We start from the raw sequence: 23,538 nt of genomic DNA, 5'->3' as shown, positions 1-23,538 counted from the left end.
CACAATTTAGTAGGAATATTATGGAAAGATTAAATTTGAGTGAAAAACCTGCTCACTCTTTACAAGAATCAGCTATTCATTGCGCCAGATATGCTAATATCTTACATCTTGTTAAAGATAAAGTAGTCCTCGACATTGCCTGCGGCGAAGGATATGGCTCAGCACTATTAATGAAAGCTGGTGCTAAACGAGTTGTGGGGGTTGATATCTCTGAAGAGTCAATTGAGCACGCAAAGAAACTTTTTGGGGAATATAATGTTGAGTTTATTGTAAGTGATGCAAACACCATCTCAGAGCGTTATGGCGAAGACTTTTTTGATATCGTTGTTTCAATAGAGACAATAGAACACATCAATACCCCTGAAGTTTTTCTTAGTGCTATCAAAAAAACTGCTAAAGAAAATGCGATTTTCTATATAACTTGCCCTAATGATTATTGGTATTATCCAAATGATGAACAATCCAATCCCTTCCATGTACGAAAATATACTTTTCAGGAGTTCACAGAACTTAGTTCAGGGATTTTGGGTAAGAATGTTCAATGGGCATATGGTGGTTCTGTTTTTGGATTTGGCACAGTCTCAGCAAACAATCGAGGTTTTGAAAAGATAGGTTCTTCATGGATGGAAATAAGCAATTCAGAAAATTCAATTAATGTTCTAAACACAGATATTGATGCAGTTAGTGAAAATAATTGCAGTTTTTTTGTGGGCTTATGGAATGCACCTGAAACAAACTTTAGTAACAGTACATTTCCAATAAGTATGGATGCTTATTCGCGCATGACAGAAGAGTTCGAGTCGAATGTAAGTCTGGTACTTCGTGAGGATCAGGCAGAAAATAAAAAAGCCATATCAATATTAAAACAAGATATGAAAAAGTTAACAATGGACCTGAGAAAATCAAACCTTTTATTATCTGCATTAAAAATTGAAAACATTGCGCTGCGTACGAATATTTCCGAATTGCAACAACAGCTTGCCAGACAAATCGTGATGCATGATGAAGTAACCAATACAAAAAATAATTTAGAATTAAAAAACGCAGATTTAATATCGTTGAGTGAGGATTTAGAAACTAAAAATTCAACATTGATGGAAAGAGTATCACAGATGGAAATTCCATACTATCGATACTTAAGGCTCTCCGCTCTTCTTCCGGATGTTTTGAAAAAAATGATACTTAAAATTGTGCGTTTGATCAGGAAATAAAAATGTCTGCACGTTTAAAATTATTACCAGGATTAAAATCAACTGAATATGTGTATTCAGACCTTCATGCTTTGCTCGATTCTAATGCTGGAAGCTCGTTTGGTCCGAATATCGGTAGTGATGGTTCCAACCTAACAATAACATGTTTATCGATGAGCAGAGTTTTTCTTACTGAAAAACTTGTTAATTCTATATATCAGCATATACCTAATTTTAAAGGTGATATCCTGATTGTTGATAATGGCAGTACAGTAGAAGAACTTTCAGTTTTACAAACTTTAAGTGACAGGGTTCCACTAAATATTAGGGTCGTCGAACTTGGTGATAATTTTGGCGTAAGTGGCGGAAGAAATAAAACTTTAGAGCATATAAAAACAGAATGGGCAATGTTTCTTGATAATGATATTTATTTTATAAACAACCCACTCCTGAGATTGCAAAAAGATATTTCAAGACTTGGCTGTCATTTCATCAATATGCCATTGCTGGACTCTGATGGGGAAACATTATTCGCAAATGGGGGGAATGTTTTCCTCGATATTGATAATGATTCGGTACATGTTGGTGCAGGAAGTGCATGCGTCCAGGAAAAAACAATTACATATGATGGTGAGGGCTTCCTTTCTACATTTCTCTTTGGCGGTGCGAGTGTTATTAAAATTGACTCTCTAAAAAATTTAGGGAAGTACGATGAAAATATGTTCATTGGGTTTGAAGATATTGACTTATCGCTTCGTCTTTACCAGTCAGGAATGAAAGTAGGCACATGTGGTGCAATATCTTTAATCCATGATCACCCCAAACCTAGTTCCAATAAAGATAAAGATTATGAGAAAATCCGCTTCACGAGAAGTATATTAAAAGAGTCCGCGGATTATCTTGAAAACAAATGGGGAATGGTTTTTTGGTCAGCTCCAGTTGATGATTGGTTGGAAGAGAAGCAACGCAGTTTTGAACTGATAACTCAAAATAAAGGTAACCGTTCGCAAATAGATGATAATGAACTAAGTATCATTTGTGATTTACCATTAGCAAAACCAAGAATTGCATTGATTATTGATACTGAAAACTGGGCATTTTCAAATATAGCAAATCAAATAGTCAATTATCTGTCAGATTCATATGATTTTACAATAATACCAACTGAAATTGTTGATAATATCAGTCAGGTTATTATGATGACCAAAAATTATGATATAACTCATTTCTTCTGGCGTGAATCGCTTAGGCTTATATACGATGAATATTATATAAACTATAACCGTACTATCGGGTTTGATGAACTTAGTTTTAAAAAACAATACTTAGATGGAAGGATAATAACGAGTAGTGTTTATGATCATTTATTTCTGGATGAACAAGCTATAAAATTAAGAAAGACATTTTATAATGATTTAATAACTGCTTATACGGTTAGTTCATCAAAATTATATGATATCTACTCATCCATAGCCGAGTATCCTAATCCGTCAGTTCTTGCTGAAGATGGTGTAAATTTAAAACTATTTTATCCAATCGGCCTTGAACGCTTTAACAATATTGAGTCAAGAACATTGCGCGTAGGTTGGGCTGGTAATTCAAAATGGGCGGGAGAAGTAGAGGATTTTAAAGGTTATCATTCTTTATTAAAGCCAGCCGTTGAACAATTGCAATCAGAAGGATTAAATATTGAATTAGTCCTTGCCGATCGTCAGCTCGGATTTATTCCTCATGATGAAATGGTAAACTATTATAGTCAAATTGATGTCTATGTCTGTCCTTCAAAAATTGAAGGCACACCAAACCCTGTTCTCGAATCTATGGCATGTGGCGTTCCCGTGATAAGTACTGATGTTGGTGTGGTTAATGATGCTTTTGGTGATATGCAAAAAGAATGGATTTTGCCAGTTAGAAGCAAGGATATTTTGATAGATAAACTTAGGGATTTTTATAATAAGCGTAGCACAGTGATAAAATGTTTGTCTTCAGAAAATTTGCAGCAAATAAAAAAATGGGATTGGGAAGTTAAATCTGAGAATTTCCGAACTTTTTTCGACAAAGTATTAGAATCGAAAAAGCACAGCAAGATAAACCCTAAAATGTGATCAAGGTATCATTTGAACCTTGGTCCTGGTTTTTTATCATTATCGCGAGTTAATAAGTTCGTGGTATCTACACCTGACAGGAGTATGTAATGTCTAAGCAACAGATCGGCGTCGTCGGTATGGCAGTAATGGGGCGCAACCTGGCGCTCAACATTGAAAGCCGTGGCTATACCGTTTCCGTATTCAACCGCTCCCGTGAAAAGACCGAAGAAGTCATTGCTGAGAATCCGGATAAGAAACTGGTTCCTTATTACACGGTAAAAGAATTTGTTGAATCACTTGAAACTCCTCGTCGTATCCTGTTAATGGTGAAGGCGGGGACGGGTACAGATGCTGCCATTGATTCACTTAAGCCGTATCTGGAAAAAGGTGACATCATCATTGATGGCGGTAATACTTTCTTCCTGGATACTATTCGCCGTAACCGGGAACTGTCCGCCGAAGGTTTCAATTTCATCGGCACCGGTGTATCCGGTGGTGAAGAAGGGGCGTTGAAAGGTCCATCTATTATGCCTGGTGGTCAGAAAGAAGCGTACGAGTTAGTTGCTCCAATATTGACTAAAATCGCGGCTGTTGCTGAAGATGGCGAACCGTGTGTAACTTATATCGGCGCTGATGGTGCAGGCCATTACGTGAAAATGGTCCACAATGGTATTGAGTACGGCGATATGCAACTGATTGCTGAAGCCTATTCTTTACTAAAAGGTGGTCTTAACCTGTCAAACGAAGAGCTGGCAGACACTTTTACCAAGTGGAATGAAGGTGAGCTGAGCAGTTACCTGATCGACATTACCAAAGACATTTTCACCAAAAAAGATGAAGAGGGTAAATTCCTGGTTGATGTGATCCTGGATGAAGCGGCTAACAAAGGCACTGGTAAATGGACCAGTCAGAGTTCTCTGGACTTGGGCGAACCGCTATCTCTGATTACCGAATCTGTATTCGCTCGGTATATCTCCTCCCTGAAAGACCAACGCGTAGCAGCTTCTAAGATCTTGACCGGACCTAAAGCTCAGCTTGCAGGTGACAAAGTAGAGTTTATTGAGAAAGTTCGTCGTGCATTATATCTGGGGAAAATTGTGTCTTATGCACAAGGATTCTCGCAATTGCGTGCTGCATCTGATGAATATAAGTGGGATCTGCAATACGGTGAGATCGCGAAGATTTTCCGTGCTGGCTGCATCATTCGTGCACAGTTCTTGCAGAAAATCACTGATGCTTATGCAAACAATGATAAAATCGCGAACCTGCTGCTGGATCCCTACTTCAAGAATATTGCTGATGAATACCAGCAAGCTCTGCGTGATGTGGTAGCCTATGCGGTACAAAATGGTATTCCTGCACCAACATTCTCAGCTGCAATCGCGTATTATGATAGCTATAGAGCAGAAGTTCTCCCTGCAAATTTGATCCAGGCACAACGTGATTATTTTGGTGCGCATACTTATAAACGTATAGATAAAGATGGTGTATATCATACGGAATGGATTAATTAATCTCTTTTTTAGAAGTAATAATGTGCGTTAAATCAAATGCTTGCTTCTTTTTGAAGTAAGCATTTATAACAATATTGATATATTAATATCATTGCTTTTTTATTTGAATTTAGTTGAACTAAAATAACTTTATTTAATATTCACATGCAATGTTATCTGGGATATCTTCGATTAAAACTTGAATTATAGTTAACATTACCCATCTTATAGATTGTGGGTAATAATTTGTATACTATTGATAATTATAAAATCTGAAATTATTAGGGCAAATCAATGCAAGATAAAATTCTTTTGTTTATTCCTGCTTATAATTGTGAAAAACAAATTCCTCGCGTGCTTAATCAATGTCTAAATATAAATAAAATCATAAATGAAATTATTGTTGTTGATAATCAAAGCACCGATGATACGTTACTTGCAGCATCTGAAGCAGCGAAAAGTATTGAAACGCCAGTGACAATTGTACGTAACAATGATAATTATGGATTAGGTGGTTCTCATAAAGCTGCATTTCAATATGCTCTAGACAATAAGTTTGATTACATTATTGTTTTGCATGGTGATGATCAAGGAACGCTTTCTGATCTTCTACCACTAATTATCGAAGGTAAGCACAGAGATAAAGATTGCCTCCTTGGAGCAAGATTCATGCCGAAATCAAAATTAGAAGGATATTCTTTGTTTCGGACTTTTGGTAATTATGTTTTTAATAATTTATTTTCCATGGCATGTGGGAAAAAGCTCTTTGATTTGGGTTCCGGTTTAAACATGTACAGTGTTAAAGCCTTAGCTTCTGTAAATTATCAAGGTTTTGCTAATAATTTGACATTTAATTACTTCATGATTTTAGCAACAGTAAATTGGAAATGGGATATGGAATTTTTTCCAATTACATGGCGTGAAGACGATCAGATATCTAATGTCAAATTATTTAAACAGTCTCGCGAAGTATTAAAAATATTACTTCGATATGTATTTATGCGTAATAAATTTCTGACCAATAATTATTCAGGTCGCGAATTTAATAGTTATAATTTTACAATTATGGAACAGCATCATCGCAGGGATTTTTAAAATGACTTTCTCTCGAAGAACACAATTAAAGCTATGCCCTACAATAGTTGGTAGTTTGGCATTTGTGTATTTTTCAGTCAGCTCTTTAACGAAATATGACTTCAGCAGTTTCGCTACGGCTCTAATTGTACCCACTGTTGCATATATCGTCGCCCATTTTCTTCGTGCAATACGCTTAGGTGTGTTATTGAAGGCGCAAAAAATACGGAAATTGCTCTCTTTGCATTTCTATACAGCGGCATGTTCGGCTGTAATACCATTCAAACTCGGAGAGTTGATAAGAATAAATGAAGTGTCTCGATGGGAAAACAATTACTGCAAAGGCATTTTAATAGTATGGATTGAAAGAATATTTGATGTTGTTGCTCTAAGTATTTTAGCTCTACTAATCTATCTTTCGGGCGGTGTACAGGTTTTAGCAGGGATGTGGGGATTATTGTGGATAATGCTTGCATTTGTCTTTTTTAGCATTGTTATGTTTTTTGTTCTCCCAGAGCAGTTAAGTGCGTTAAATCTACATGTGATAAGATCTTACAGGGGCCGTAAGGCTATCAAAATACTGCATTTACTAGATATCATCTCCAGTATTTTAGAAAAAGTAAGGCCAATTGTTTCTGAAAAAATTTTAACTCTATCGATATTAACAATTTTTATCTGGATTTTTGAACTAGTATCATTAATGCTTTTCTTAGACCACACACAAATTATCCCAATTGTTAAGGACTTATTAGCTCAATTTTCGTTTGTTCTCACTGACTCCCCAAAATCGTTAGTGCAGCTAATAACTGTTGATGCAGTGAAAAATACTCTATTAATTATTTTTGGTTACGTTTCACTATTTTTCTACATGCAGATGAATTTAAAAAAATAAAAGGAATAAAAATGACAGTTGTAATGGTATATGATAATTCGATACCTGTTCCCCAGGATATATCAAATCTTTTAGGTGTCAGCAAATTTTCAGATATTTATTATCGCAAGCGTTCACTGGATAAATGGGTTAGTGATATTTGCGCGGAAGCTAATATCAAATTTGTGGAAATCTCAGGTGATGTTCAAAGCGATGTCGAAAAAATAAGGCAACTCGGTTATTTGAATACACAAAATTTAGTTGTTATGTATATGCCATCTTACGTTGCATTTGGATGTGATGAGATAGATGCTTCCCTTTTTCTTAAAAAAATAAGTTATACAAGGTCTTCAGTTGCCATCGTTGGGAATGAAACTTTAACTGGTGTAAAAGATATTTATCTTAGTGCGGTTGTTGGTCAAACAGCACGAGAACTTTTAAATGCTCTTGAATATAACTCTAAACCTAGAGACTTTATATTTAACTTTATCGATAATCTCAAGTTACTAAAAAGTGATGTTGAACTTATCGATATGTGTGATCCCTTGCGATTTACAGATTATCTTACCAGTAATTTCGATGTTCGTTTTTTTAATTCAGTTCAACCAATTGATAACTTCACTTTAATCAAATATTCAACTGATTCTAAAAAACTTGAGCGAGAATGTAAGTATTACGATCTGTTACCTCCAGAGTTGAAGATGTTCTTTATACAGACATATGATTTCAGATTGGAATCAACTGGAGCGAGCTATAAAATGGAACGCCTTTTTGTGCCTGATATGGCACTTCAATGGATCCATGGGTCGATGAATGAACTAAATTTTGAACGTTTTATTGAAAAAGTATTCCACTTTATAAAACTTCGGCCAGTGAAAAAGGTAGATAGTGTAACAGCTCAAGAAATCCATAATGACGCATTTTTCGGCAAGGTAAAAGAACGTCTTTTACAATTGAAGTCTTTACCTGAATATCCATCGTTGGAGCCTTATATTAATTCTCGCTTTGGTGATATTGAATCACTATTCCAACGCTATTACTCCCTATTTGATAAATATGGTCGTTCGCAATCTTCAAACGAGTTAAGAATCGGTCATGGCGATTTGTGTTTTTCTAACATCTTGTACAGTAAAACAACAGGGTTGATGCGATTCATTGACCCTCGTGGGGCCAATACTGAAGATGAGCTTTATGTCAGCCCTTACTATGATCTTGCTAAACTATCACACTCAGTATGCGGAAATTATGATTTTATAAATTATGGACTCTGCTCGCTAGATCTAGAAAAAAATCTCAGTGTAAGACTTACGTTGGATAATAGTAGTCCATTATGGGCGAAAAATATATTCCAGAACAAATTAAAAGAAATAGGTTATAACCCTGTGCTCATTCGTTTATTTGAGGCTTCACTATTTCTAAGTATGGTGCCTCTGCACATTGATTCACCTAAAAAAGTTATCGCTTTTTTAATTAATGCCGAAATCATCCTGGATGAAATTGAAACACAGCTTTAAGGAATTATAATGATTAATAAAACAAGAAGTATTGTATTTGATGTTGATGGTACATTATGTCCAATTCGCAAGCCCGATGAGGATTATTCAGAGCTTGAACCATTTGAGGATATGATTAGTTTACTTCGTGAGTATAAAGCAAAAGGTTTTTATATCATATTATATTCTGCAAGAAACATGAATACATTCCAGGGAAATATTGGACGTATTGCAGCAGTAACGGGTAAGCAACTTATGGAATGGCTGGAACGCCATAATATTCCATATGATGAAATGCACCTGGGAAAACCCTGGCCCGGTCGTGGTGGATTCTATGTAGATGATAAAAGTATACGCCCTGATGAATTTTTAAAATTATCTTATGAAGAAATTCTGGCATTAATTGGTGATGAGCCAGGAGGTCAATAATATGAATATTGTAATTACAATGGCTGGGTTGGGTAAGCGCTTTAGGGATGCTGGGTATACATGTCCTAAGTATGAGATCGTTGTTCATGGATATACGTTATTTTATTGGTCAATGTCCAGTTTGAAAACATTTATTGATGCAGGTGCCAATTTTATTTTTGTTGTTAGAAAAGAGGATAACGCAAAGTGCTTTATTGAGGAGCAATCCTGTAAAGCTAATATTAAGTCATGCAAAATACTTGAAATTGATGAACTTACAGATGGGCAAGCCACCTCAGCATTGCTTGGTGGTGATTTGATTACTGAGCCAGAACTTCCTTTTATTGTATACAACATAGATACCTTTGTTCACCCTGACTCGCTACCTGTGAGTGCTGTACAGGGGGATGGCTGGATTCCATGTTTTCCCGGTAAAGGTGAGGGGTGGAGTTTTGCGCAAGTTGATGTTGATAATCGTGTTATCGATTTACGAGAGAAAGTTCGCATTTCTGAACATGCGACTATTGGTCTCTATTGGTTCTCTTCCTTTAATCTTTATCGTGATATTTATTCTGAATACTATAAAGATTCCTCAAATATGGAAAAAGGTGAGAAATATATTGCACCAATGTACCGTGAGATGATTCAAAAAGGTCTTGATGTTTATATTCATCAGGTACCTTTTGATGCCGTTTCTCCGCTTGGAACACCAACAGAAGTCCAATGTTTCATGTCTGCTAAAAAACCTCGGATTTAATTAACTTAGTGAATTTCTTGCAAATGCGAAATGCTAGAAGCTTATACCCCATATTTTTTTTCGTTGCGTTGACATTGATGTTTCTAGCCCCACTATATAATTCGTTATCATTGAGTAATGTAATTTACTCTCTGATATTATCTGTTAGTGGTGCTGTTTCTTTCTTTTTTATTACAAGAGACAAAAAAGCAATATCTATATGGGTAATAGCGCCACTAGTGGCTGCTCTATTTTTCACTTTCTCAGTTCCGTTAGTTCAGAATGATTTTCCCGTGGTCAGTATCACTGCTACGGGACAGAAAAATCCTGAGTCGATATCTTCTGAGGTTTTTGTTCAATTCGTTACGAATCCTAAATCACATATTTCTGTTTCATATCCCGGCTGGGAAAAAAGACCCGGAGTATATGTTTCTTATCAGAACCAGCCAAATACAATCACATTTTCTGGCCAATGGAGCAATGACTCGCATCTTAGTTTAACTAGTCATGCATACTCTGGTGTTGCTAAATTAAAAATAGGTAATGATGAGCGAGAAATTGATCTCTATTCTTCCAACGCGCATACAATTAACATCCCACTTCCTGATGGCGCTGTTTCTTGGAAGAGCTGGCTGCAGAGGGTTTCAATATTTATATCGCTTAGCCTACTTTTTTTCGCCCTTACAACTCCAGGTAGTGGGCGACAATCTGAAATTGCGAAACTATTAGCCCTGTGTTTGGTAGTAACTGGCGCTTCTCTGTGGTACGTCAAGGATATCTCTTATACAGGCGACCTGGAATTAGTAGTCCTTTCCGGGAATGGCTCTCCATCAAAAATGTCATTCGATGCTGGTTATGGCTTTACTAAAGCCTTAACATTTCCTGTGAAAACAGGTTCTGTTCATACCGAACACTATCCTAATTCAAGCTCGTCTGAGTGGCATCTTGAAGTAAGTGACGGTTCATTCTCTCGCTTTCAGATTGACGGTGAAGTTATTAAAACAGAACAAGTCTGTGATTTTTCGAAAGAAAGTGAAGGTTGCGTATATCAAATATTCGGTGACAGCCCTCATATATGGTTAACAGACGGGCGTATAAAATACCAACTAGAAAATGTTGAGCCAGATAAAAATACGGATAAGTATTTTGTTTATATTTCAAAAAATAAGGATGTGCTTACGGCAACTAGTTCGCGTGCAGTGATTTACGCTAGTGCATGGGACCGTTTTTCTCAGTGGGTTAATTCAGTTTCGGTGACTGATAATAATAACTCAGAGTTTTCAACTCTCATCCGTATCAGTGCTCTTAAACCTGGCTTTTATAAGACTTTGGGTGTAAATGAAAAAGGTGAGGGTGTAAAATTAACCTCTTTCAACTACCCTGACTTTGGTAGCTTTAAAGCTATGAAAGTGGCATTTGTACTTGTTAGTATCAGTTTCGTTTTTTTGGCTTATTTTTTATTTGCAATAATGCGTTGCCTGATTAGTTCTGCGATAAATGCCCAATCTAAAAAGATTTGGATAGTGAGCTTTGGCATCTTTGGGTGGTTGCTCATTGCTATGGTGATCGGATGGCCAGCTGTTCTAGGGTGGGATGGTTTTTCTCCTTATATTCAGGCGCAAGCAGGGCAGATCACTCTTTGGTACGGCATTGGTTATCCCCTAATCGTAGGTGGATTTTTATTGTCAAATATGCCACAAGTCATCACAGTATGGTCGTTTCTGGCTACCTCTGTTGTTTTGCTTGGTTCTTGCTCTTTATTTTTTCGTTATTACCAGGGTAAGTTGGCGTGGTGGGGTGTCATCTGGGCTATTGTTTATATTCCATTGACAGTAATTATATTGGGGATGCTTACTCATCTCCGTGATGCTTTCAATGGTTTGACTCTTGCTCTATTCATGCTTGGCAGTTTTTGCCTGGCAATATATTGGCGAAAACTTAGTTTAAATGCAAAACTATTTTTTACAGTCACACTTTTTGTACTTGGCATTGCATTAGCATTATTACGTATTGATAACGTACCTTCAATAATTTTTATCGCTATCGGTCTTAGCCTATTAACTTTTAAACCGAGTGTTAAATTGTTCTCGGTTTTACTGCTTATAGCAATGAGTTGGGGGGCTATAAATAAGGTCGTAGAACCATTAGTTTATCCAGATCGTCATCGCGCGGAGGAAGAGAAACGTCTTTACGCCTCAACTGCTGTTATGAATCCTCTAACAGGTATGTTGGTCTATGGCAAAGATAAGTTGGATCCTCAATTGTATAAAGATATTTATGTGTCGCTAAATAAAATTATGGATGTTGAGTATGCTTTAAAAAACTGGTCTCCTTATAATGTAGTCTATTGGCATCAGACAGCCTCAGAAAGGCCTCTACCAACATCTGAAGTATCTAAACAACTTACGAAATTGTATTTTATAAGTGCTATAAAGGAGCCTGTACTTTTTCTACACCTCCGGCTTTCATCTTTTACAGCTATACTGGGAACAGATATTTTTCCTTTGCCTCCTATAGCTTCACCACAGTTTAATATTCTTCCTGGATTATCTGATCATCTATTAAGTACAACTAACCCTTGGAAACAAACAGTCGAACTTATGGGGTTTGGCCCACACCCTCATTTATCTGCTAATTTAATGAAAAGCTTAATGAAATGGTCTGATTACATTTCAAGTAATTATTTGCAAATACTTATGTGCTTTATGGCTATAGTGTTTTTTAAACGAGCGCCGTTTGCAGCTGTTATTGCTTGTGCCGAGCTTATTAGAGCCACTGTTTTCCTTTTCTTTGCTCCTGCATCGGTCTTCCTTTATCTTTACGAATTGCAACTTATAGGTTTCATGTTGCCTATGCTCATATTGATAGAATCCAAGGTGAGAAAATATAAAGGTGTAGGCAATGATTGTTAGATTCGCCGTTGTCTCAGGCCTGGGATGGTTAATTGATTTTTCTATCTTCGCATTATTGAATTTATTAGGACTTCCAATCTGGCTGGCTAATATTGTTGGTGCCACTGCTGCTGTATTGTTTGTTTTCTTTGTTTCAGTCAGGAGAATTTTCCAATATAATGGCCACTATATCATTTGGAAACTTTTTAATTATATAGTTTATCAATTAATTGCTATAGTTTGTGCATCACTACTCATTGACTTCATAGCTTTACAATATGAGATATTGCCTATAGTAGCAAAAATTATAGTTACACCTTTAACCTTCTACGCAAACTTCCAGTTTATGTCTTTTTTGACCACTGGACGATTACGTTTAAAGTAGATGTTAATTTAAATATGTAAATATATCATTCAGCGCTATTGCTGAATGCTTTTTGTTTTTTAAGCCCAGCTCTAATTGTCTGGGCTTTTTTTTGTCTAAATTCTTATTGATTTTTACTTTTTCCTTAATATTAACTTAATAAATGAGATCTATAGTTATGAAGTAAATCTGAATTGTACTGTCTTTCATTGACACTTCATCAACTCAGACGTTACAACTTTTAATACATGTCATGATGATACAAACATGATGAGCAAAAGTTAACCCTGAGATAATTAAATGAAAATCACCATTTCTGGTACCGGATATGTTGGCTTGTCAAATGGTATTCTGATTGCTCAGAGCCACGAAGTGGTGGCACTGGATATCATCCAGACGAAAGTCGAGATGCTGAATCAGAAACAATCGCCGATTGTGGATAAAGATATTGAAGAGTATTTGGCGACCAGGTCACTAAACTTCCGCGCAACGACTGATAAGTATGATGCCTACCGCGATGCGGACTACGTCATTATCGCGACACCCACTGATTATGATCCAAAGACTAATTACTTTAATACCTCAAGTGTCGAATCTGTTATTCGCGACGTGGTTGCAATTAATCCAGATGCAGTAATGGTCATTAAATCTACCATCCCAGTAGGTTTTACTAATTCTATTAAAGAAAAATTGGGCACCGACAATATTTTCTTTTCACCAGAATTCCTGCGTGAGGGTAAAGCACTATATGACAACTTGTACCCATCTCGTATTGTCATCGGCGAGCGTTCAGAGCGCGCTGAGCGTTTTGCTGCTCTGCTACAGGAAGGGGCATTAAAGAAAGATATTCCGACCCTATTTACGGACTCAACCGAAGCCGAAGCTATCAAGCTCTTTGCAAATACCTACCTGGCTATGCGCGTAGCCTATTTTAACGAACTTGATAGCTATGCAGAGAGTTTAGGGCTCAATGCGCGACAGATCATAGAAGGGGTCTGTCTGGACCCGCGCATTGGTAACCATTACAACAATCCCTCTTTCGGTTACGGTGGATACTGTCTGCCAAAAGACACGAAGCAACTACTCGCCAACTATCAGTCTGTACCCAATAATATTATTTCAGCAATCGTTGATGCCAACCGGACGCGAAAAGACTTTATTGCTGATGCAATTATTTCACGAAAGCCAAAGGTCGTCGGTATTTATCGACTGATCATGAAAAGTGGCTCAGATAATTTTAGAGCATCGTCTATACAGGGTATTATGAAGCGTATTAAAGCGAAAGGTATCCCTGTCATAATCTATGAACCTGTATTGCCAGAGGATAGTTTTTTTAATTCGCGGGTTGAGCGTGATCTGACTAAATTTAAAAGTGAGTCCGATGTTATCATCTCTAACCGGATGGCCGAAGAACTGCTGGATGTAGCCGATAAAGTTTATACCAGAGATTTATTCGGAAATGATTAAACTATCAATAAAATAAAGATACCGGCATAGTGCCGGTATCTGTCTATTACTGCTGTCTTTTGCGTAAATTCTCAATCACCGTCGTCAGGTCGAGGTCCTGATCCTGCAGCAGCACCAGCAGGTGATACATCAGGTCAGAGGCTTCATTCGTTAACTCGAAACGATCGTTCACGGTTGCGGCAAGCGCGGTTTCCACGCCTTCCTCGCCCACTTTCTGGGCAATGCGTTTAGTGCCGCTGGAATACAGCTTCGCGGTGTAGGAACTTGCTGGATCTGCGGTTTTACGTTCGGCAAGCAGTTGCTCGAGTTGATACAGGAACAGCCACTGGTGGCTGGCGTCGCCAAAGCAGCTTGAGGTGCCTTTATGGCAGGTCGGGCCAATCGGGTTAACCAGCACAAGCAGGGTGTCGTTGTCGCAGTCAGGTGCAATGCTCACCACATTAAGAAAGTTGCCAGAGGTTTCACCTTTGGTCCACAGGCGTTGCTTGGTCCGCGAGAAAAAGGTCACTTTGCCGCTTTCGAGCGTTGTATCCAGCGCCTCCGGGTTCATATAACCCAGCATCAATACTTCACCGGAAACCGCATGCTGCACGATGACTGGCATCAGTCCGTCGGTTTTTTCCCAGTCCAGCTCGCGGCATTGTTGTTTCGTTAACATATCCTGATCTCCACGCCCTGTGTTGCCAGGTACGCTTTTAATTCGCCAATATTGATAATTTGCTTGTGAAAGACGGAGGCGGCAAGCGCGCCGTCCACGTCGGCGTCCCGGAAAGCTTCCAGGAAATGTTCCATAGTGCCCGCGCCGCCGGAGGCAATCAGCGGTACATGGCAAACGTCGCGCACTTTTTTCAACTGCTCCAGGTCATAACCGTTACGTACGCCGTCCTGGTTCATCATGTTCAGTACGATTTCGCCTGCGCCGCGTTTTTGGACTTCCTGTACCCAGTCCAGCGTTTCCCACTGCGTGACGCGGGTACGGCTTTCATCCCCGGTATACTGATTCACATGATATTTGCCGGTTTCGATGTCATACCAGGTATCAATGCCCACCACGATGCACTGCACGCCGAAGCGGTCCGCCAGACGAGTGATAAGCTCCGGTTCGGCCAGCGCCGGGGAGTTGATGGAGATTTTGTCCGCCCCGAAGGAGAGGATACGTGCCGCATCGTCGATGGATTTAATGCCACCGGCAACACAGAATGGAATATCGATCACTTCCGCTACGCGTGATACCCAGCTTTTATCCACTACGCGGCCATCGCTGGACGCGGTGATATCGTAGAACACCAGTTCATCTGCGCCTTCATCGGCATAGCGTTTGGCCAGCGGGACAATGTCGCCAATAATCTCGTGATTACGGAACTGGACGCCTTTTACCACCTGACCATCACGGACGTCCAGACAAGGAATTATGCGTTTTGCCAGCATTGAATGGCCTCCTCAACGGTGAACTTTCCTTCCAGCAGGGCTCGTCCGACAATCACGCCGCGAACTCCGGTCCCGCGCAGGGCTACTACATCCTCAATTCCGCCAATGCCGCCAGATGACTGAAACGCGACCTGTGGGTATTTGGCGCACACTTCTTCATAAAGCGCGACGTTCGAGCCTGCCAGCGTACCATCGCGGGAGATATCGGTGCACAGCACGTGCTTCAGGCCGACGGGTAAATAGGCCTCAACCAGTTCTTCCAGTGAAACCCCGGAATCTTCCTGCCAGCCGCTAACCGCTACCTGTTTATTGCCGCGCTCGTCAATACGAACGTCCAGCGCCAGCACCAGCGCGTCGGCGCCAAAACGGGTAAACCAACTCTTGACTTCCTCGGGGGATTTTACCGCCGTCGAACCCACCACCACGCGTGCCACACCTGCGTCAAGAAGCGCCGCAACGTCCGCTTCCGTACGCACGCCACCGCCAACCTGAACCGGAACATTGACGCCAGCGACCAGCGTTTTAATCAGTGGGATCTGGCGCTGCGCCGGATCTTTCGCGCCGGTTAAATCTACCAGGTGCAGTACCTCTGCGCCCTGGGCTGCATAATCCTGCAAACGGGGAAGAGGATCGTTGCCGTAATCACGTTGCTTAGCGTAATCGCCCTGATGAAGACGCACCACCGTGCCGTCGATTAAATCTAATGCCGGAATAATCATTACATCTCCAGAAAGTTTTTCAGCAACTGCGCCCCAGCCGCGCCCGAACGTTCCGGGTGAAACTGCACGCCAAAGAAATTGTCCTTTTGTACTGCCGCGGTAAACGGTTCGCCGTAATTGCACTGGGCGATGGTCCACGGGTTTACCGGCATAGCGTAGCTGTGTACAAAGTAGAAATACGCGCCATCTTCAATGCCCTGGAACAGACGATTTCCCGCCTGCGGATAGATGCGATTCCAGCCCATATGCGGCAGAGGCAGACCGAAATCGGTCATCTTCGGAACGTCCTGCTCAATAATGCCCAGCAGGGAAACACCGTTACTCTCTTCGCTACGACGGCCAAGCAGTTGCATGCCTAAGCAGATCCCCAGTACCGGTTGCGTACAGGCTTTAATCAGTTCAATCAGATCGCGCTCGTGCAACTGGTCCATAGCCGCCTGGGCGGTACCGACGCCTGGCAGAAACAGTTTATCGGCACGCAGCACTACGTCCGGGTCACGGCTGACAACTGGGTCGTATCCATGGCGTGCGACGGCGGATTTTACCGAGTGCAGGTTGGCGCAACCGGTATCAAGGATCACCACGTTCATTACAGCACTCCTTTTGAGGAGGGCAGCGTGTCGCCTTCTACACGAATCGCCTGACGCAGCGTACGACCAAAGGCTTTAAACAGGCTCTCCACACGGTGGTGGTCATTTTTCCCTTTGGTTTTCAGGTGTAAGGTGACGCCCATGGTATAGGAGAGCGAACGGAAGAAGTGTTCAATCATCTCCGTGCTCAGATCGCCCACGCGCTGGTAGGTAAATTCTGCGCGATATTCCAGGTGCGGACGCCCGGAGATATCCAGCGCGCAACGTGCCAGACACTCGTCCATCGGCAGCACAAAACCAAAACGGTTGATGCCACGTTTATCGCCTAATGCCAGCTTTAAGGCTTCACCCAGCGCCAGACCGGTATCTTCAACGGTGTGGTGATCGTCTATATACAGATCGCCCTTGACGGCAATCTCCATGCGAAAACCGCCGTGGGTGGCGATTTGATCCAGCATGTGGTCAAAGAAGCCAACGCCGGTATTAATTTTGCTACTGCCTTCGCGGTCGAGCCAGACTTTGACGTCAATCTGCGTTTCTTTGGTATTACGTTCAACGTGCGCGTAGCGGTCACGTTTGGTCAGTTGCTCGCCGATCATCGGCCAGTTCAGGGTATCGCGGTGATAGCGTAATCCGCTAATGCCCATATTTTCAGCGAGCTGAATATCGGTCGCCCGGTCGCCAATGACGTAGCTGTTTGCCACATCCATAGCCTGCTCAACCAGATACTGCTCAACCAGCTTCACTTTTGGCTTACGGCAATCGCACTCGTCCGCTGGCAGGTGCGGGCAGATCAGTACCTCATCAAACGCAACGCCCTGAGAGGTGAAGATTTGCATCATCAGGTTATGCGGACCGTCAAAATCAACCTGCGGGAAGCTCTGCGTACCGAGTCCATCCTGGTTAGTAATCATTACCAGCTTAAAGCCCGCCTTTTGCAGTTTCAGCAAAACGGGAACGACTTCCGGCTCGAAGGCGAGTTTGTCAAAGCGATCGACCTGATAGTCACTTGGCGGTTCGGAAATCAGGGTTCCATCACGGTCAATAAAAAGATACTTCTGGCTCATACTTGCTCCGCACGTAAGGCGTCAATGACGCGCTGGCTCTCTTCACGGGTTCCGACAGTAATTCGCAGGCAGCCGCTTAACGAAGGTTGTTTATTCTGATCTCGTAAGATAATGCCCTGATCCCACAAAGATTTAAATACGCTGCTTGATGCGGTGAAGCGCGCCAGAACATAGTTGGTTTCAGAGTTGAAAACCTGTTCTACACAGCGAATTTCTTTCAGGTTCTCCACCAGATACTGACGCTCTTGCAGGATCTGCTCTACACGTTGGCGCATGGCGGAAATCCCTTGCGGCGTCAGCGCCTGGGCGGCAATATCCGCCACCGGCGTAGAGAGCGGGTAGGGAGCAATCACCTTTAACAGCAGATTGATAACCTCTTCATTCGCCAGCGTAAAGCCGCAGCGTAAACCGGCGAGAGCAAACGCTTTGGACAGCGTGCGTAATATCGCCAGATGCGGATATTCAGAAAGCCAGCCTGCCAGCGTGGCCTGCGGACAGAACTCAATATAGGCCTCATCAGCGACCACAATGGCTTTACCCTGCGTCAGTTCGAGCAGTGCGCGCAGGTCTTGTGGGTTAATCAGCTGGCCGGTTGGGTTGTTGGGGCTGCATACGTAGACTACCTTCACGCCATCAAGCTTGTCCGCGATGCCCTGCAAATCCAGTTGCCAGTTATCAAGGGTCGGGACGGTGCGGCATTCAACGCCAATCGTTTCTGCGCTGACGCTGTACATGCCGTAAGTCGGCGGACAGTACAAAATTGCATCTTTACCGGGTTCACAAAATGCACGCACCAGCAGTTCGATCCCTTCATCTGCGCCGCGGCTGACCAGCACCTGTTCCGGTTTGACGCCAGCATACTGCGCGTAATTCTCAATCACCGCTTTCGGCTGGCACTCCGGGTAGCGGTTCAGCGTCTGCTGGCTTAGCTGAAACTCAACGGCGGTGGGGTACTCATTCGCGTTGAGCCAGACATCGCCGTTGCCGCCAAGGCGACGAGCAGACAGATAGGGCGTTAACTCGCGAACATTCTTACGGGCTAAATCAGTGACGCTGAGAAAGTTGTCAGTGCTCATGCTTGCTCCTTCAGGGCGTTAACGCGCAGGGTGACGGCATTTTTGTGGGCAGTCAGTCGTTCAGCAGCGGCCAGTGTTTCAATGGTTGAGGCCAGGGCAGAGAATCCTTGAGGTGTTAATTCCTGTACGGTCATCCGTTTCTGGAAATCCGCCAGCCCAAGGCTTGAGCAGGTCGCGGTATAGCCGTAGGTTGGAAGAACGTGGTTGGTGCCAGAAGCGTAGTCGCCTGCGGATTCCGGTGACCAGTCGCCGAGGAACACCGAACCGGCGCTGGTGATATCGTCAACCAGCTCTCGCGCGTTACGGGTCTGAATAATCAGGTGTTCCGGGCCGTAGGCGTTAGAAATGTCCACGCACTGCTCAAGATCGTTGGCGACAATCAGTCGGCTGGCACTGAGCGCCTGGCGCGCGGTCTCAGCGCGGGAAAGTTCGGCGAGCTGGCGTTCAACGGCTTTGGCAACGCCCTCTGCCAGCGTAGCGTCTGGCGTCAGGAGGATAACCTGCGAGTCGGGGCCGTGTTCGGCCTGAGAAAGCAGATCGGAAGCGACAAAGTCTGGCGTTGCGCCGCTGTCGGCGATAACCAGCACTTCGGACGGGCCAGCAGGCATGTCGATAGCCGCGCCGTCAAGACGCTGGCTAACCTGGCGTTTGGCTTCGGTCACATACGCATTGCCTGGCCCGAAGATTTTATCGACCTTTGGAATAGATTCAGTCCCCAGCGCCAGCGCGGCAATAGCCTGCGCGCCGCCCACATTAAACACCTCTTTTACGCCACACAGCTGTGCGGCGTAGAGAATTTCATCGGCAATCGGCGGCGGTGAGCAGAGCACCACTTTTTGGCACCCGGCGATGCGCGCCGGGGTCGCCAGCATTAATACGGTAGAGAACAGCGGCGCCGATCCCCCTGGAATATACAGGCCCACGGAAGCGATAGGACGAGTCACCTGCTGGCAGCGGACACCCGGCTGGGTTTCGATGTCCACCGGCGGCAGGATTTGCGCGGTGTGGAAAGTAGCAATATTACGCACCGCCGCCTGCATGGCTTGTTTCAGTTCGTCGCTCAGGCGACTGCTGGCCTGCTGAATTTCTTCCTCGGTGACGCGCAGTGCGCCGACCTCGGTTTTATCAAATTTCGCGCTGTATCCACGTAGCGCCCGGTCGCCATTATTTTTGACGTTCTCAAGGATCTCGGCCACCGTGCGGCTGATGCTTTCAGAGGCGGAAATCGCCGGGCGCATCAGCAGTTCGCGCTGCTGCTCAGGGCTACAGCTATTCCAGTCAATCAGGGTATTGAAGCTCATGGTTGTTACTCCATCATCTTCTCAATCGGCAGCACCAGAATTGAGCTGGCACCGAGCGCTTTCAGTTTTTCCATCGTTTCCCAGAACAGGGTTTCGCTGCTGACCATGTGCATGGCAACGCGCTGTTGGTCACCCGCCAGCGGCAGAATAGTCGGGCGCTCAGCGCCAGGCAGCAGAGCGATGACTTCGTCCAGACGCTCGCTCGGCGCGTGCATCATGATGTACTTAGATTCACGGGCCTGAATCACCCCCTGAATACGGGTCAGCAGTTTGTCGATCAGTTGTTGCTTGGCGTCGGCCATTTCGCCGTCGCGCTGAATCAGGCAGGCTTTAGAGCGGTAAATCACTTCCACTTCACGCAGACCGTTGGCTTCAAGCGTTGCGCCAGTTGAAACCAGATCGCAAATCGCATCAGCCAGACCCGCGCGGGGAGCGACTTCTACAGAGCCGTTTAACAGACAGGATTTAAACGATACCCCTTTTTGATCGAGATAACGTTTGAGCAGGTGCGGGTAAGAAGTCGCGATACGCTTACCGTTCAGTGCTGCCGGGCCATCCCAGGCTTCGTCAACCGGGGTTGCCAGCGAGAGACGGCAGCCGCCGAAGTCCAGGCGGCGCAGGGTAAAATAGCGAGGATCTTCACCCTGTGCCCGGCGATTGAGCAATTCCTCTTCGAGAACGTTTTCCCCGATGATGCCGAGATCAACGACGCCATCCATTACCAGACCAGGGATATCGTCATCACGCACGCGCAGGATATCGATTGGCATATTCTCCGCCATCGCAATCAGGCGCTGGGTGTGGAGATTAATTTTAATGCCGCAACGGGCCAGCAATTCGCGTGAATCATCGCTTAAACGGCCTGATTTCTGCATAGCTATGCGTAAACGGGTGTTATCTAACATTCTTTATTCCTCGTTATCCTGTCTGAATCAGTTTGGGTCACGCACAAAAAAAAGCCCCCGGAAGAAATCTTCCGGGGGCTTTCTCATACGCTCATGCACCGCTGGAAGATTTAAATGTCTCCCAGCACACATCGCCTGAAAGACTAGTCAGGATGATGGTGATGATGGTGTTTAAATTGAGCGCGTGTCATAAATTTTCTCGATGAATGTTTATTCATTTGATGTCTTTTAACCTAAACCACTTTAGCTACGGAAAGCAAGGGCTTTTTTTGATCATTAATTCATTTCATATTGATACTATGAATTGTCAGCCACAGTGGGCTAGCGTAGCCTTGCGTTATAGGCCAAAAGTCAGGAGAGAAGGCATGAAAAAGGTCGCAATTGTCGGTTTAGGTTGGTTAGGCATGCCGTTAGCTATGTCGCTGGCGGCGAGAGGCTGGCAGGTTACCGGCAGCAAAACCACATTGGATGGGGTGGAAGCGGCCCGCATGAGTGGTATCGAGAGCTACTCGCTGCGCCTGGAGCCTGAACTGGTCTGTGAGCCAGACGATCTCGACGCACTGATGGACGCCGATGCGTTGGTTATTACGCTACCTGCGCGCCGTAGCGGCCCGGGGGAGGCATTTTACCTGCAAGCTATGCAGGAACTGGTCGACAGTGCGCTGGCGTATCGTATCCCGCGGATTATTTTTACCAGCTCGACGTCGGTTTATGGCGATGCACAAGGCATCGTGAAAGAAGGGACGCCGCGTAACCCGGTTACGGCGAGCGGTCGCGTTCTGAAAGAACTTGAAGACTGGTTGCACAATTTACCAGGCACCTCGGTGGATATTTTGCGCCTGGCCGGGCTTGTGGGGCCGGGCAGACATCCTGGTCGCTTTTTCGCTGGCAAGACGGCGCCAGATGGTCATCATGGCGTCAATCTGGTGCATCTGGATGATGTGGTTTCTGCCATCTCGTTGCTGCTGCAAGCGCCCAAAGGGGGACACATCTATAATATATGTGCGCCTATGCATCCGGCGCGTAATGTGTTCTATCCGCAGATGGCCCGCCAGTTGGGGATGGAGCCGCCAGAATTTCGCGGCGGTGAGGATAACGGTAAAGGTAAAGTCATTGATGGCAACCGTATCTGTAATGAGCTTGGGTTTGAGTACCAGTATCCCGACCCGCTGGTGATGCCGATGGAGTGACAAGCCAGCAGAGTGTCGCTGATACCGCCAGGGGGCGAGTATGAAACCACTGCTGGATGTTCTTATCATTCTCGATGCGTTGGAAAAAGAGGGCAGTTTCGCGGCGGCGTCGGCAAAATTATTTAAGACGCCGTCGGCGCTTAGCTATACCGTCCATAAGTTGGAAAGCGATCTTAATATTCAGCTACTCGATCGCAGCGGGCATCGGGCGAAGTTTACCCGCACCGGTCAGATGCTGCTGGAAAAGGGGCGGGAGGTGCTGCACACCGTCCGCGAACTTGAAAAGCAGGCGATTAAACTTCACGAAGGCTGGGAGAATGAACTGGTTATTGGCGTAGATGATACGTTTCCCTTTTCGCTACTGGCCCCACTCATCGAATCTTTCTATCAACACCACAGTGTGACGCGCCTGAAATTTATCAATGGCGTGCTGGGCGGCTCATGGGATGCCCTCACTCAGGGACGGGCGGATATTATCGTCGGCGCCATGCATGAACCGCCTGCCGCGAGCGAATTTGGCTTTGTGCGGCTGGGGGTTCTGGAACAGGTGTTTGTGGTTGCGCCGCATCACCCGCTGGCACAGGAACAGGAGCCGTTAAGTCGTCGCACCATTCGGCGTTTTCGCGCCATTGTGGTGGGCGACAATGCGCAGCATGCCAGCGCCTCAGGTTCTCAGGTGCTTGACGATCAGGAAGCGATTACCGTTTTTGACTTCAAAACCAAGCTGGAACTGCAAATCAGCGGTCTGGGATGTGGCTATATTCCGCGCTACCTGGCGCAGCGATTTCTGGAGAGCGGCGCGCTGATTGAGAAAAAAGTGGTCGCGCAAATTGTCTTTGAACCTGTGTGGATAGGCTGGAATGAACAGACCGCCGGGCTAGCCAGTGCCTGGTGGCGGGATGAGATTTTAGCAAATAGTGCTATTGCGGGGGTGTACGTTAAAACGGCTGCTGATAAATCAATCAGTTAAGAAAAAATATTCTTTTACAGCTGCTTCATTCTCTTGTTATTTCTCTCCAAATTAGTGCAAAATACGCCGCTTGCAAAAAATGACATTAACCGACGTTTTCATACGCGTCGGTTATTTTTTTTTGCATCAAACCAATCATTCATAAAAGAGGCCGGGCTTCGTACCGGATAGATACTTACTTAAAAATCGACAGTTGTTGTCGCTGAGGATTAACAAAA

The 23,538-nt window shown here is 43.9% G+C and carries 21 protein-coding genes, 1 pseudogene and 1 other annotated feature; of the genes and pseudogenes, 13 read left to right on the top strand and 9 right to left on the bottom strand.

Annotated elements, in window-relative coordinates; genetic code table 11:
- The first annotated feature begins 20 nt into the window (after window positions 1-20).
- The 11 genes from LA337_14610 to ugd all read left to right on the top strand — a co-directional run bounded on the left by LA337_14610 (window position 21) and on the right by ugd (window position 14,074).
- Complete coding sequence (locus LA337_14610; protein ID UBI14416.1) at window positions 21-1,211, top strand: class I SAM-dependent methyltransferase; 1,191 nt, start codon at window positions 21-23, stop codon at window positions 1,209-1,211.
- Between the two features lie 2 nt (window positions 1,212-1,213).
- Window positions 1,214-3,295 carry a glycosyltransferase gene (locus tag LA337_14605; protein ID UBI14415.1) on the top strand — a complete coding sequence of 694 codons (2,082 nt, stop codon included), beginning with the start codon at window positions 1,214-1,216 and terminating at the stop codon, window positions 3,293-3,295.
- Window positions 3,296-3,384: 89 nt separating this feature from the next.
- Window positions 3,385-4,791, top strand: a complete 1,407-nt coding sequence (gene gndA / locus LA337_14600; protein UBI14414.1) for an NADP-dependent phosphogluconate dehydrogenase — start codon at window positions 3,385-3,387, stop codon at window positions 4,789-4,791.
- Between the two features lie 273 nt (window positions 4,792-5,064).
- Window positions 5,065-5,865: a glycosyltransferase family 2 protein gene (locus LA337_14595; GenBank protein UBI14413.1), complete on the top strand. Its 801-nt coding sequence runs from the start codon at window positions 5,065-5,067 to the stop codon at window positions 5,863-5,865.
- 1 nt (window position 5,866) lies between these two features.
- Complete coding sequence (locus tag LA337_14590; GenBank protein ID UBI14412.1) at window positions 5,867-6,736, top strand: flippase-like domain-containing protein; 870 nt, start codon at window positions 5,867-5,869, stop codon at window positions 6,734-6,736.
- A gap of 11 nt (window positions 6,737-6,747) precedes the next feature.
- Window positions 6,748-8,229 (top strand): hypothetical protein, encoded by a 1,482-nt coding sequence (locus LA337_14585; protein ID UBI14411.1) that lies wholly within the window; start codon window positions 6,748-6,750, stop codon window positions 8,227-8,229.
- Window positions 8,230-8,238: 9 nt separating this feature from the next.
- Window positions 8,239-8,637: a capsular biosynthesis protein gene (locus tag LA337_14580; GenBank protein UBI14410.1), complete on the top strand. Its 399-nt coding sequence runs from the start codon at window positions 8,239-8,241 to the stop codon at window positions 8,635-8,637.
- 1 nt (window position 8,638) lies between these two features.
- Complete coding sequence (locus LA337_14575) at window positions 8,639-9,373, top strand: glycosyltransferase family 2 protein (protein UBI14409.1); 735 nt, start codon at window positions 8,639-8,641, stop codon at window positions 9,371-9,373.
- 272 nt (window positions 9,374-9,645) lie between these two features.
- Window positions 9,646-12,264 carry a hypothetical protein gene (locus LA337_14570; GenBank protein ID UBI14408.1) on the top strand — a complete coding sequence of 873 codons (2,619 nt, stop codon included), beginning with the start codon at window positions 9,646-9,648 and terminating at the stop codon, window positions 12,262-12,264.
- Window positions 12,254-12,628 (top strand): GtrA family protein, encoded by a 375-nt coding sequence (locus LA337_14565; GenBank protein UBI14407.1) that lies wholly within the window; start codon window positions 12,254-12,256, stop codon window positions 12,626-12,628. Before LA337_14570 ends, LA337_14565 begins: the two co-directional genes overlap by 11 nt.
- Before the next feature lie 279 nt (window positions 12,629-12,907).
- Window positions 12,908-14,074 carry a UDP-glucose 6-dehydrogenase gene (gene ugd / locus LA337_14560; protein UBI14406.1) on the top strand — a complete coding sequence of 389 codons (1,167 nt, stop codon included), beginning with the start codon at window positions 12,908-12,910 and terminating at the stop codon, window positions 14,072-14,074.
- A 46-nt stretch (window positions 14,075-14,120) separates the two neighbouring features.
- Here the strand turns inward: ugd and hisIE are convergent, their stop codons facing one another.
- The 9 genes from hisIE to hisL all read right to left on the bottom strand — a co-directional run bounded on the left by hisIE (window position 14,121) and on the right by hisL (window position 21,351).
- On the bottom strand, window positions 14,121-14,732 hold the full coding sequence (gene hisIE, locus LA337_14555) for a bifunctional phosphoribosyl-AMP cyclohydrolase/phosphoribosyl-ATP diphosphatase HisIE (protein ID UBI14405.1): 612 nt from the start codon (window positions 14,730-14,732) through the stop codon (window positions 14,121-14,123).
- Entirely contained in the window at window positions 14,726-15,502 is a 777-nt protein-coding gene (gene hisF, locus LA337_14550) for an imidazole glycerol phosphate synthase subunit HisF (GenBank protein ID UBI14404.1), read from the bottom strand. Before hisF ends, hisIE begins: the two co-directional genes overlap by 7 nt.
- Window positions 15,484-16,221: a 1-(5-phosphoribosyl)-5-[(5-phosphoribosylamino)methylideneamino]imidazole-4-carboxamide isomerase gene (gene hisA, locus LA337_14545; GenBank protein UBI14403.1), complete on the bottom strand. Its 738-nt coding sequence runs from the start codon at window positions 16,219-16,221 to the stop codon at window positions 15,484-15,486. The genes hisF and hisA overlap by 19 nt, the downstream gene beginning before the upstream one ends.
- Complete coding sequence (gene hisH, locus LA337_14540) at window positions 16,221-16,811, bottom strand: imidazole glycerol phosphate synthase subunit HisH (protein ID UBI14402.1); 591 nt, start codon at window positions 16,809-16,811, stop codon at window positions 16,221-16,223. The genes hisA and hisH overlap by 1 nt, the downstream gene beginning before the upstream one ends.
- Window positions 16,811-17,878: a bifunctional histidinol-phosphatase/imidazoleglycerol-phosphate dehydratase HisB gene (gene hisB, locus LA337_14535; GenBank protein ID UBI14401.1), complete on the bottom strand. Its 1,068-nt coding sequence runs from the start codon at window positions 17,876-17,878 to the stop codon at window positions 16,811-16,813. The genes hisH and hisB overlap by 1 nt, the downstream gene beginning before the upstream one ends.
- Window positions 17,875-18,954: a histidinol-phosphate transaminase gene (gene hisC / locus LA337_14530; protein ID UBI14400.1), complete on the bottom strand. Its 1,080-nt coding sequence runs from the start codon at window positions 18,952-18,954 to the stop codon at window positions 17,875-17,877. Before hisC ends, hisB begins: the two co-directional genes overlap by 4 nt.
- Window positions 18,951-20,255: a histidinol dehydrogenase gene (gene hisD, locus LA337_14525; protein UBI14399.1), complete on the bottom strand. Its 1,305-nt coding sequence runs from the start codon at window positions 20,253-20,255 to the stop codon at window positions 18,951-18,953. Before hisD ends, hisC begins: the two co-directional genes overlap by 4 nt.
- Before the next feature lie 5 nt (window positions 20,256-20,260).
- Window positions 20,261-21,160 (bottom strand): ATP phosphoribosyltransferase, encoded by a 900-nt coding sequence (hisG, locus tag LA337_14520; protein ID UBI14398.1) that lies wholly within the window; start codon window positions 21,158-21,160, stop codon window positions 20,261-20,263.
- A 45-nt stretch (window positions 21,161-21,205) separates the two neighbouring features.
- Window positions 21,206-21,328 (bottom strand) — a sequence feature (His leader region).
- Complete coding sequence (gene hisL / locus LA337_14515; GenBank protein ID UBI18477.1) at window positions 21,304-21,351, bottom strand: his operon leader peptide; 48 nt, start codon at window positions 21,349-21,351, stop codon at window positions 21,304-21,306. (Overlaps the previous feature by 25 nt.)
- A gap of 174 nt (window positions 21,352-21,525) precedes the next feature.
- Here hisL and LA337_14510 point away from each other — a divergent pair, with 174 nt between their 5' ends.
- Together LA337_14510 and LA337_14505 are read left to right on the top strand one after the other, a co-directional pair.
- On the top strand, window positions 21,526-22,350 hold the full coding sequence (locus LA337_14510) for an SDR family oxidoreductase (protein ID UBI14397.1): 825 nt from the start codon (window positions 21,526-21,528) through the stop codon (window positions 22,348-22,350).
- A 40-nt stretch (window positions 22,351-22,390) separates the two neighbouring features.
- Window positions 22,391-23,375, top strand: a pseudogene (locus LA337_14505) (LysR family transcriptional regulator).
- Window positions 23,376-23,538 lie beyond the last annotated feature (163 nt).

Origin of the sequence: Citrobacter europaeus (assembly GCA_020099315.1) — a bacterium.
GTDB lineage: Bacteria > Pseudomonadota > Gammaproteobacteria > Enterobacterales > Enterobacteriaceae > Citrobacter > Citrobacter europaeus.
This window is presented reverse-complemented; position numbering and strand designations above follow the sequence as displayed.

Coding starts and splice junctions, on each gene's coding strand:
- hisIE (UBI14405.1), bottom strand. CDS start 14,732: ATGTTAACGAAACAACAATGCCGCGAGCTGGACTGGGAAAAAACCGAC.
- LA337_14585 (UBI14411.1), top strand. CDS start 6,748: ATGACAGTTGTAATGGTATATGATAATTCGATACCTGTTCCCCAGGAT.
- gndA (UBI14414.1), top strand. CDS start 3,385: ATGTCTAAGCAACAGATCGGCGTCGTCGGTATGGCAGTAATGGGGCGC.
- hisB (UBI14401.1), bottom strand. CDS start 17,878: ATGAGCCAGAAGTATCTTTTTATTGACCGTGATGGAACCCTGATTTCC.
- LA337_14605 (UBI14415.1), top strand. CDS start 1,214: ATGTCTGCACGTTTAAAATTATTACCAGGATTAAAATCAACTGAATAT.
- hisD (UBI14399.1), bottom strand. CDS start 20,255: ATGAGCTTCAATACCCTGATTGACTGGAATAGCTGTAGCCCTGAGCAG.
- LA337_14510 (UBI14397.1), top strand. CDS start 21,526: ATGAAAAAGGTCGCAATTGTCGGTTTAGGTTGGTTAGGCATGCCGTTA.
- hisH (UBI14402.1), bottom strand. CDS start 16,811: ATGAACGTGGTGATCCTTGATACCGGTTGCGCCAACCTGCACTCGGTA.
- hisC (UBI14400.1), bottom strand. CDS start 18,954: ATGAGCACTGACAACTTTCTCAGCGTCACTGATTTAGCCCGTAAGAAT.
- ugd (UBI14406.1), top strand. CDS start 12,908: ATGAAAATCACCATTTCTGGTACCGGATATGTTGGCTTGTCAAATGGT.
- LA337_14580 (UBI14410.1), top strand. CDS start 8,239: ATGATTAATAAAACAAGAAGTATTGTATTTGATGTTGATGGTACATTA.
- LA337_14565 (UBI14407.1), top strand. CDS start 12,254: ATGATTGTTAGATTCGCCGTTGTCTCAGGCCTGGGATGGTTAATTGAT.
- LA337_14575 (UBI14409.1), top strand. CDS start 8,639: ATGAATATTGTAATTACAATGGCTGGGTTGGGTAAGCGCTTTAGGGAT.
- hisG (UBI14398.1), bottom strand. CDS start 21,160: ATGTTAGATAACACCCGTTTACGCATAGCTATGCAGAAATCAGGCCGT.
- LA337_14610 (UBI14416.1), top strand. CDS start 21: ATGGAAAGATTAAATTTGAGTGAAAAACCTGCTCACTCTTTACAAGAA.
- hisA (UBI14403.1), bottom strand. CDS start 16,221: ATGATTATTCCGGCATTAGATTTAATCGACGGCACGGTGGTGCGTCTT.
- LA337_14595 (UBI14413.1), top strand. CDS start 5,065: ATGCAAGATAAAATTCTTTTGTTTATTCCTGCTTATAATTGTGAAAAA.
- LA337_14590 (UBI14412.1), top strand. CDS start 5,867: ATGACTTTCTCTCGAAGAACACAATTAAAGCTATGCCCTACAATAGTT.
- hisF (UBI14404.1), bottom strand. CDS start 15,502: ATGCTGGCAAAACGCATAATTCCTTGTCTGGACGTCCGTGATGGTCAG.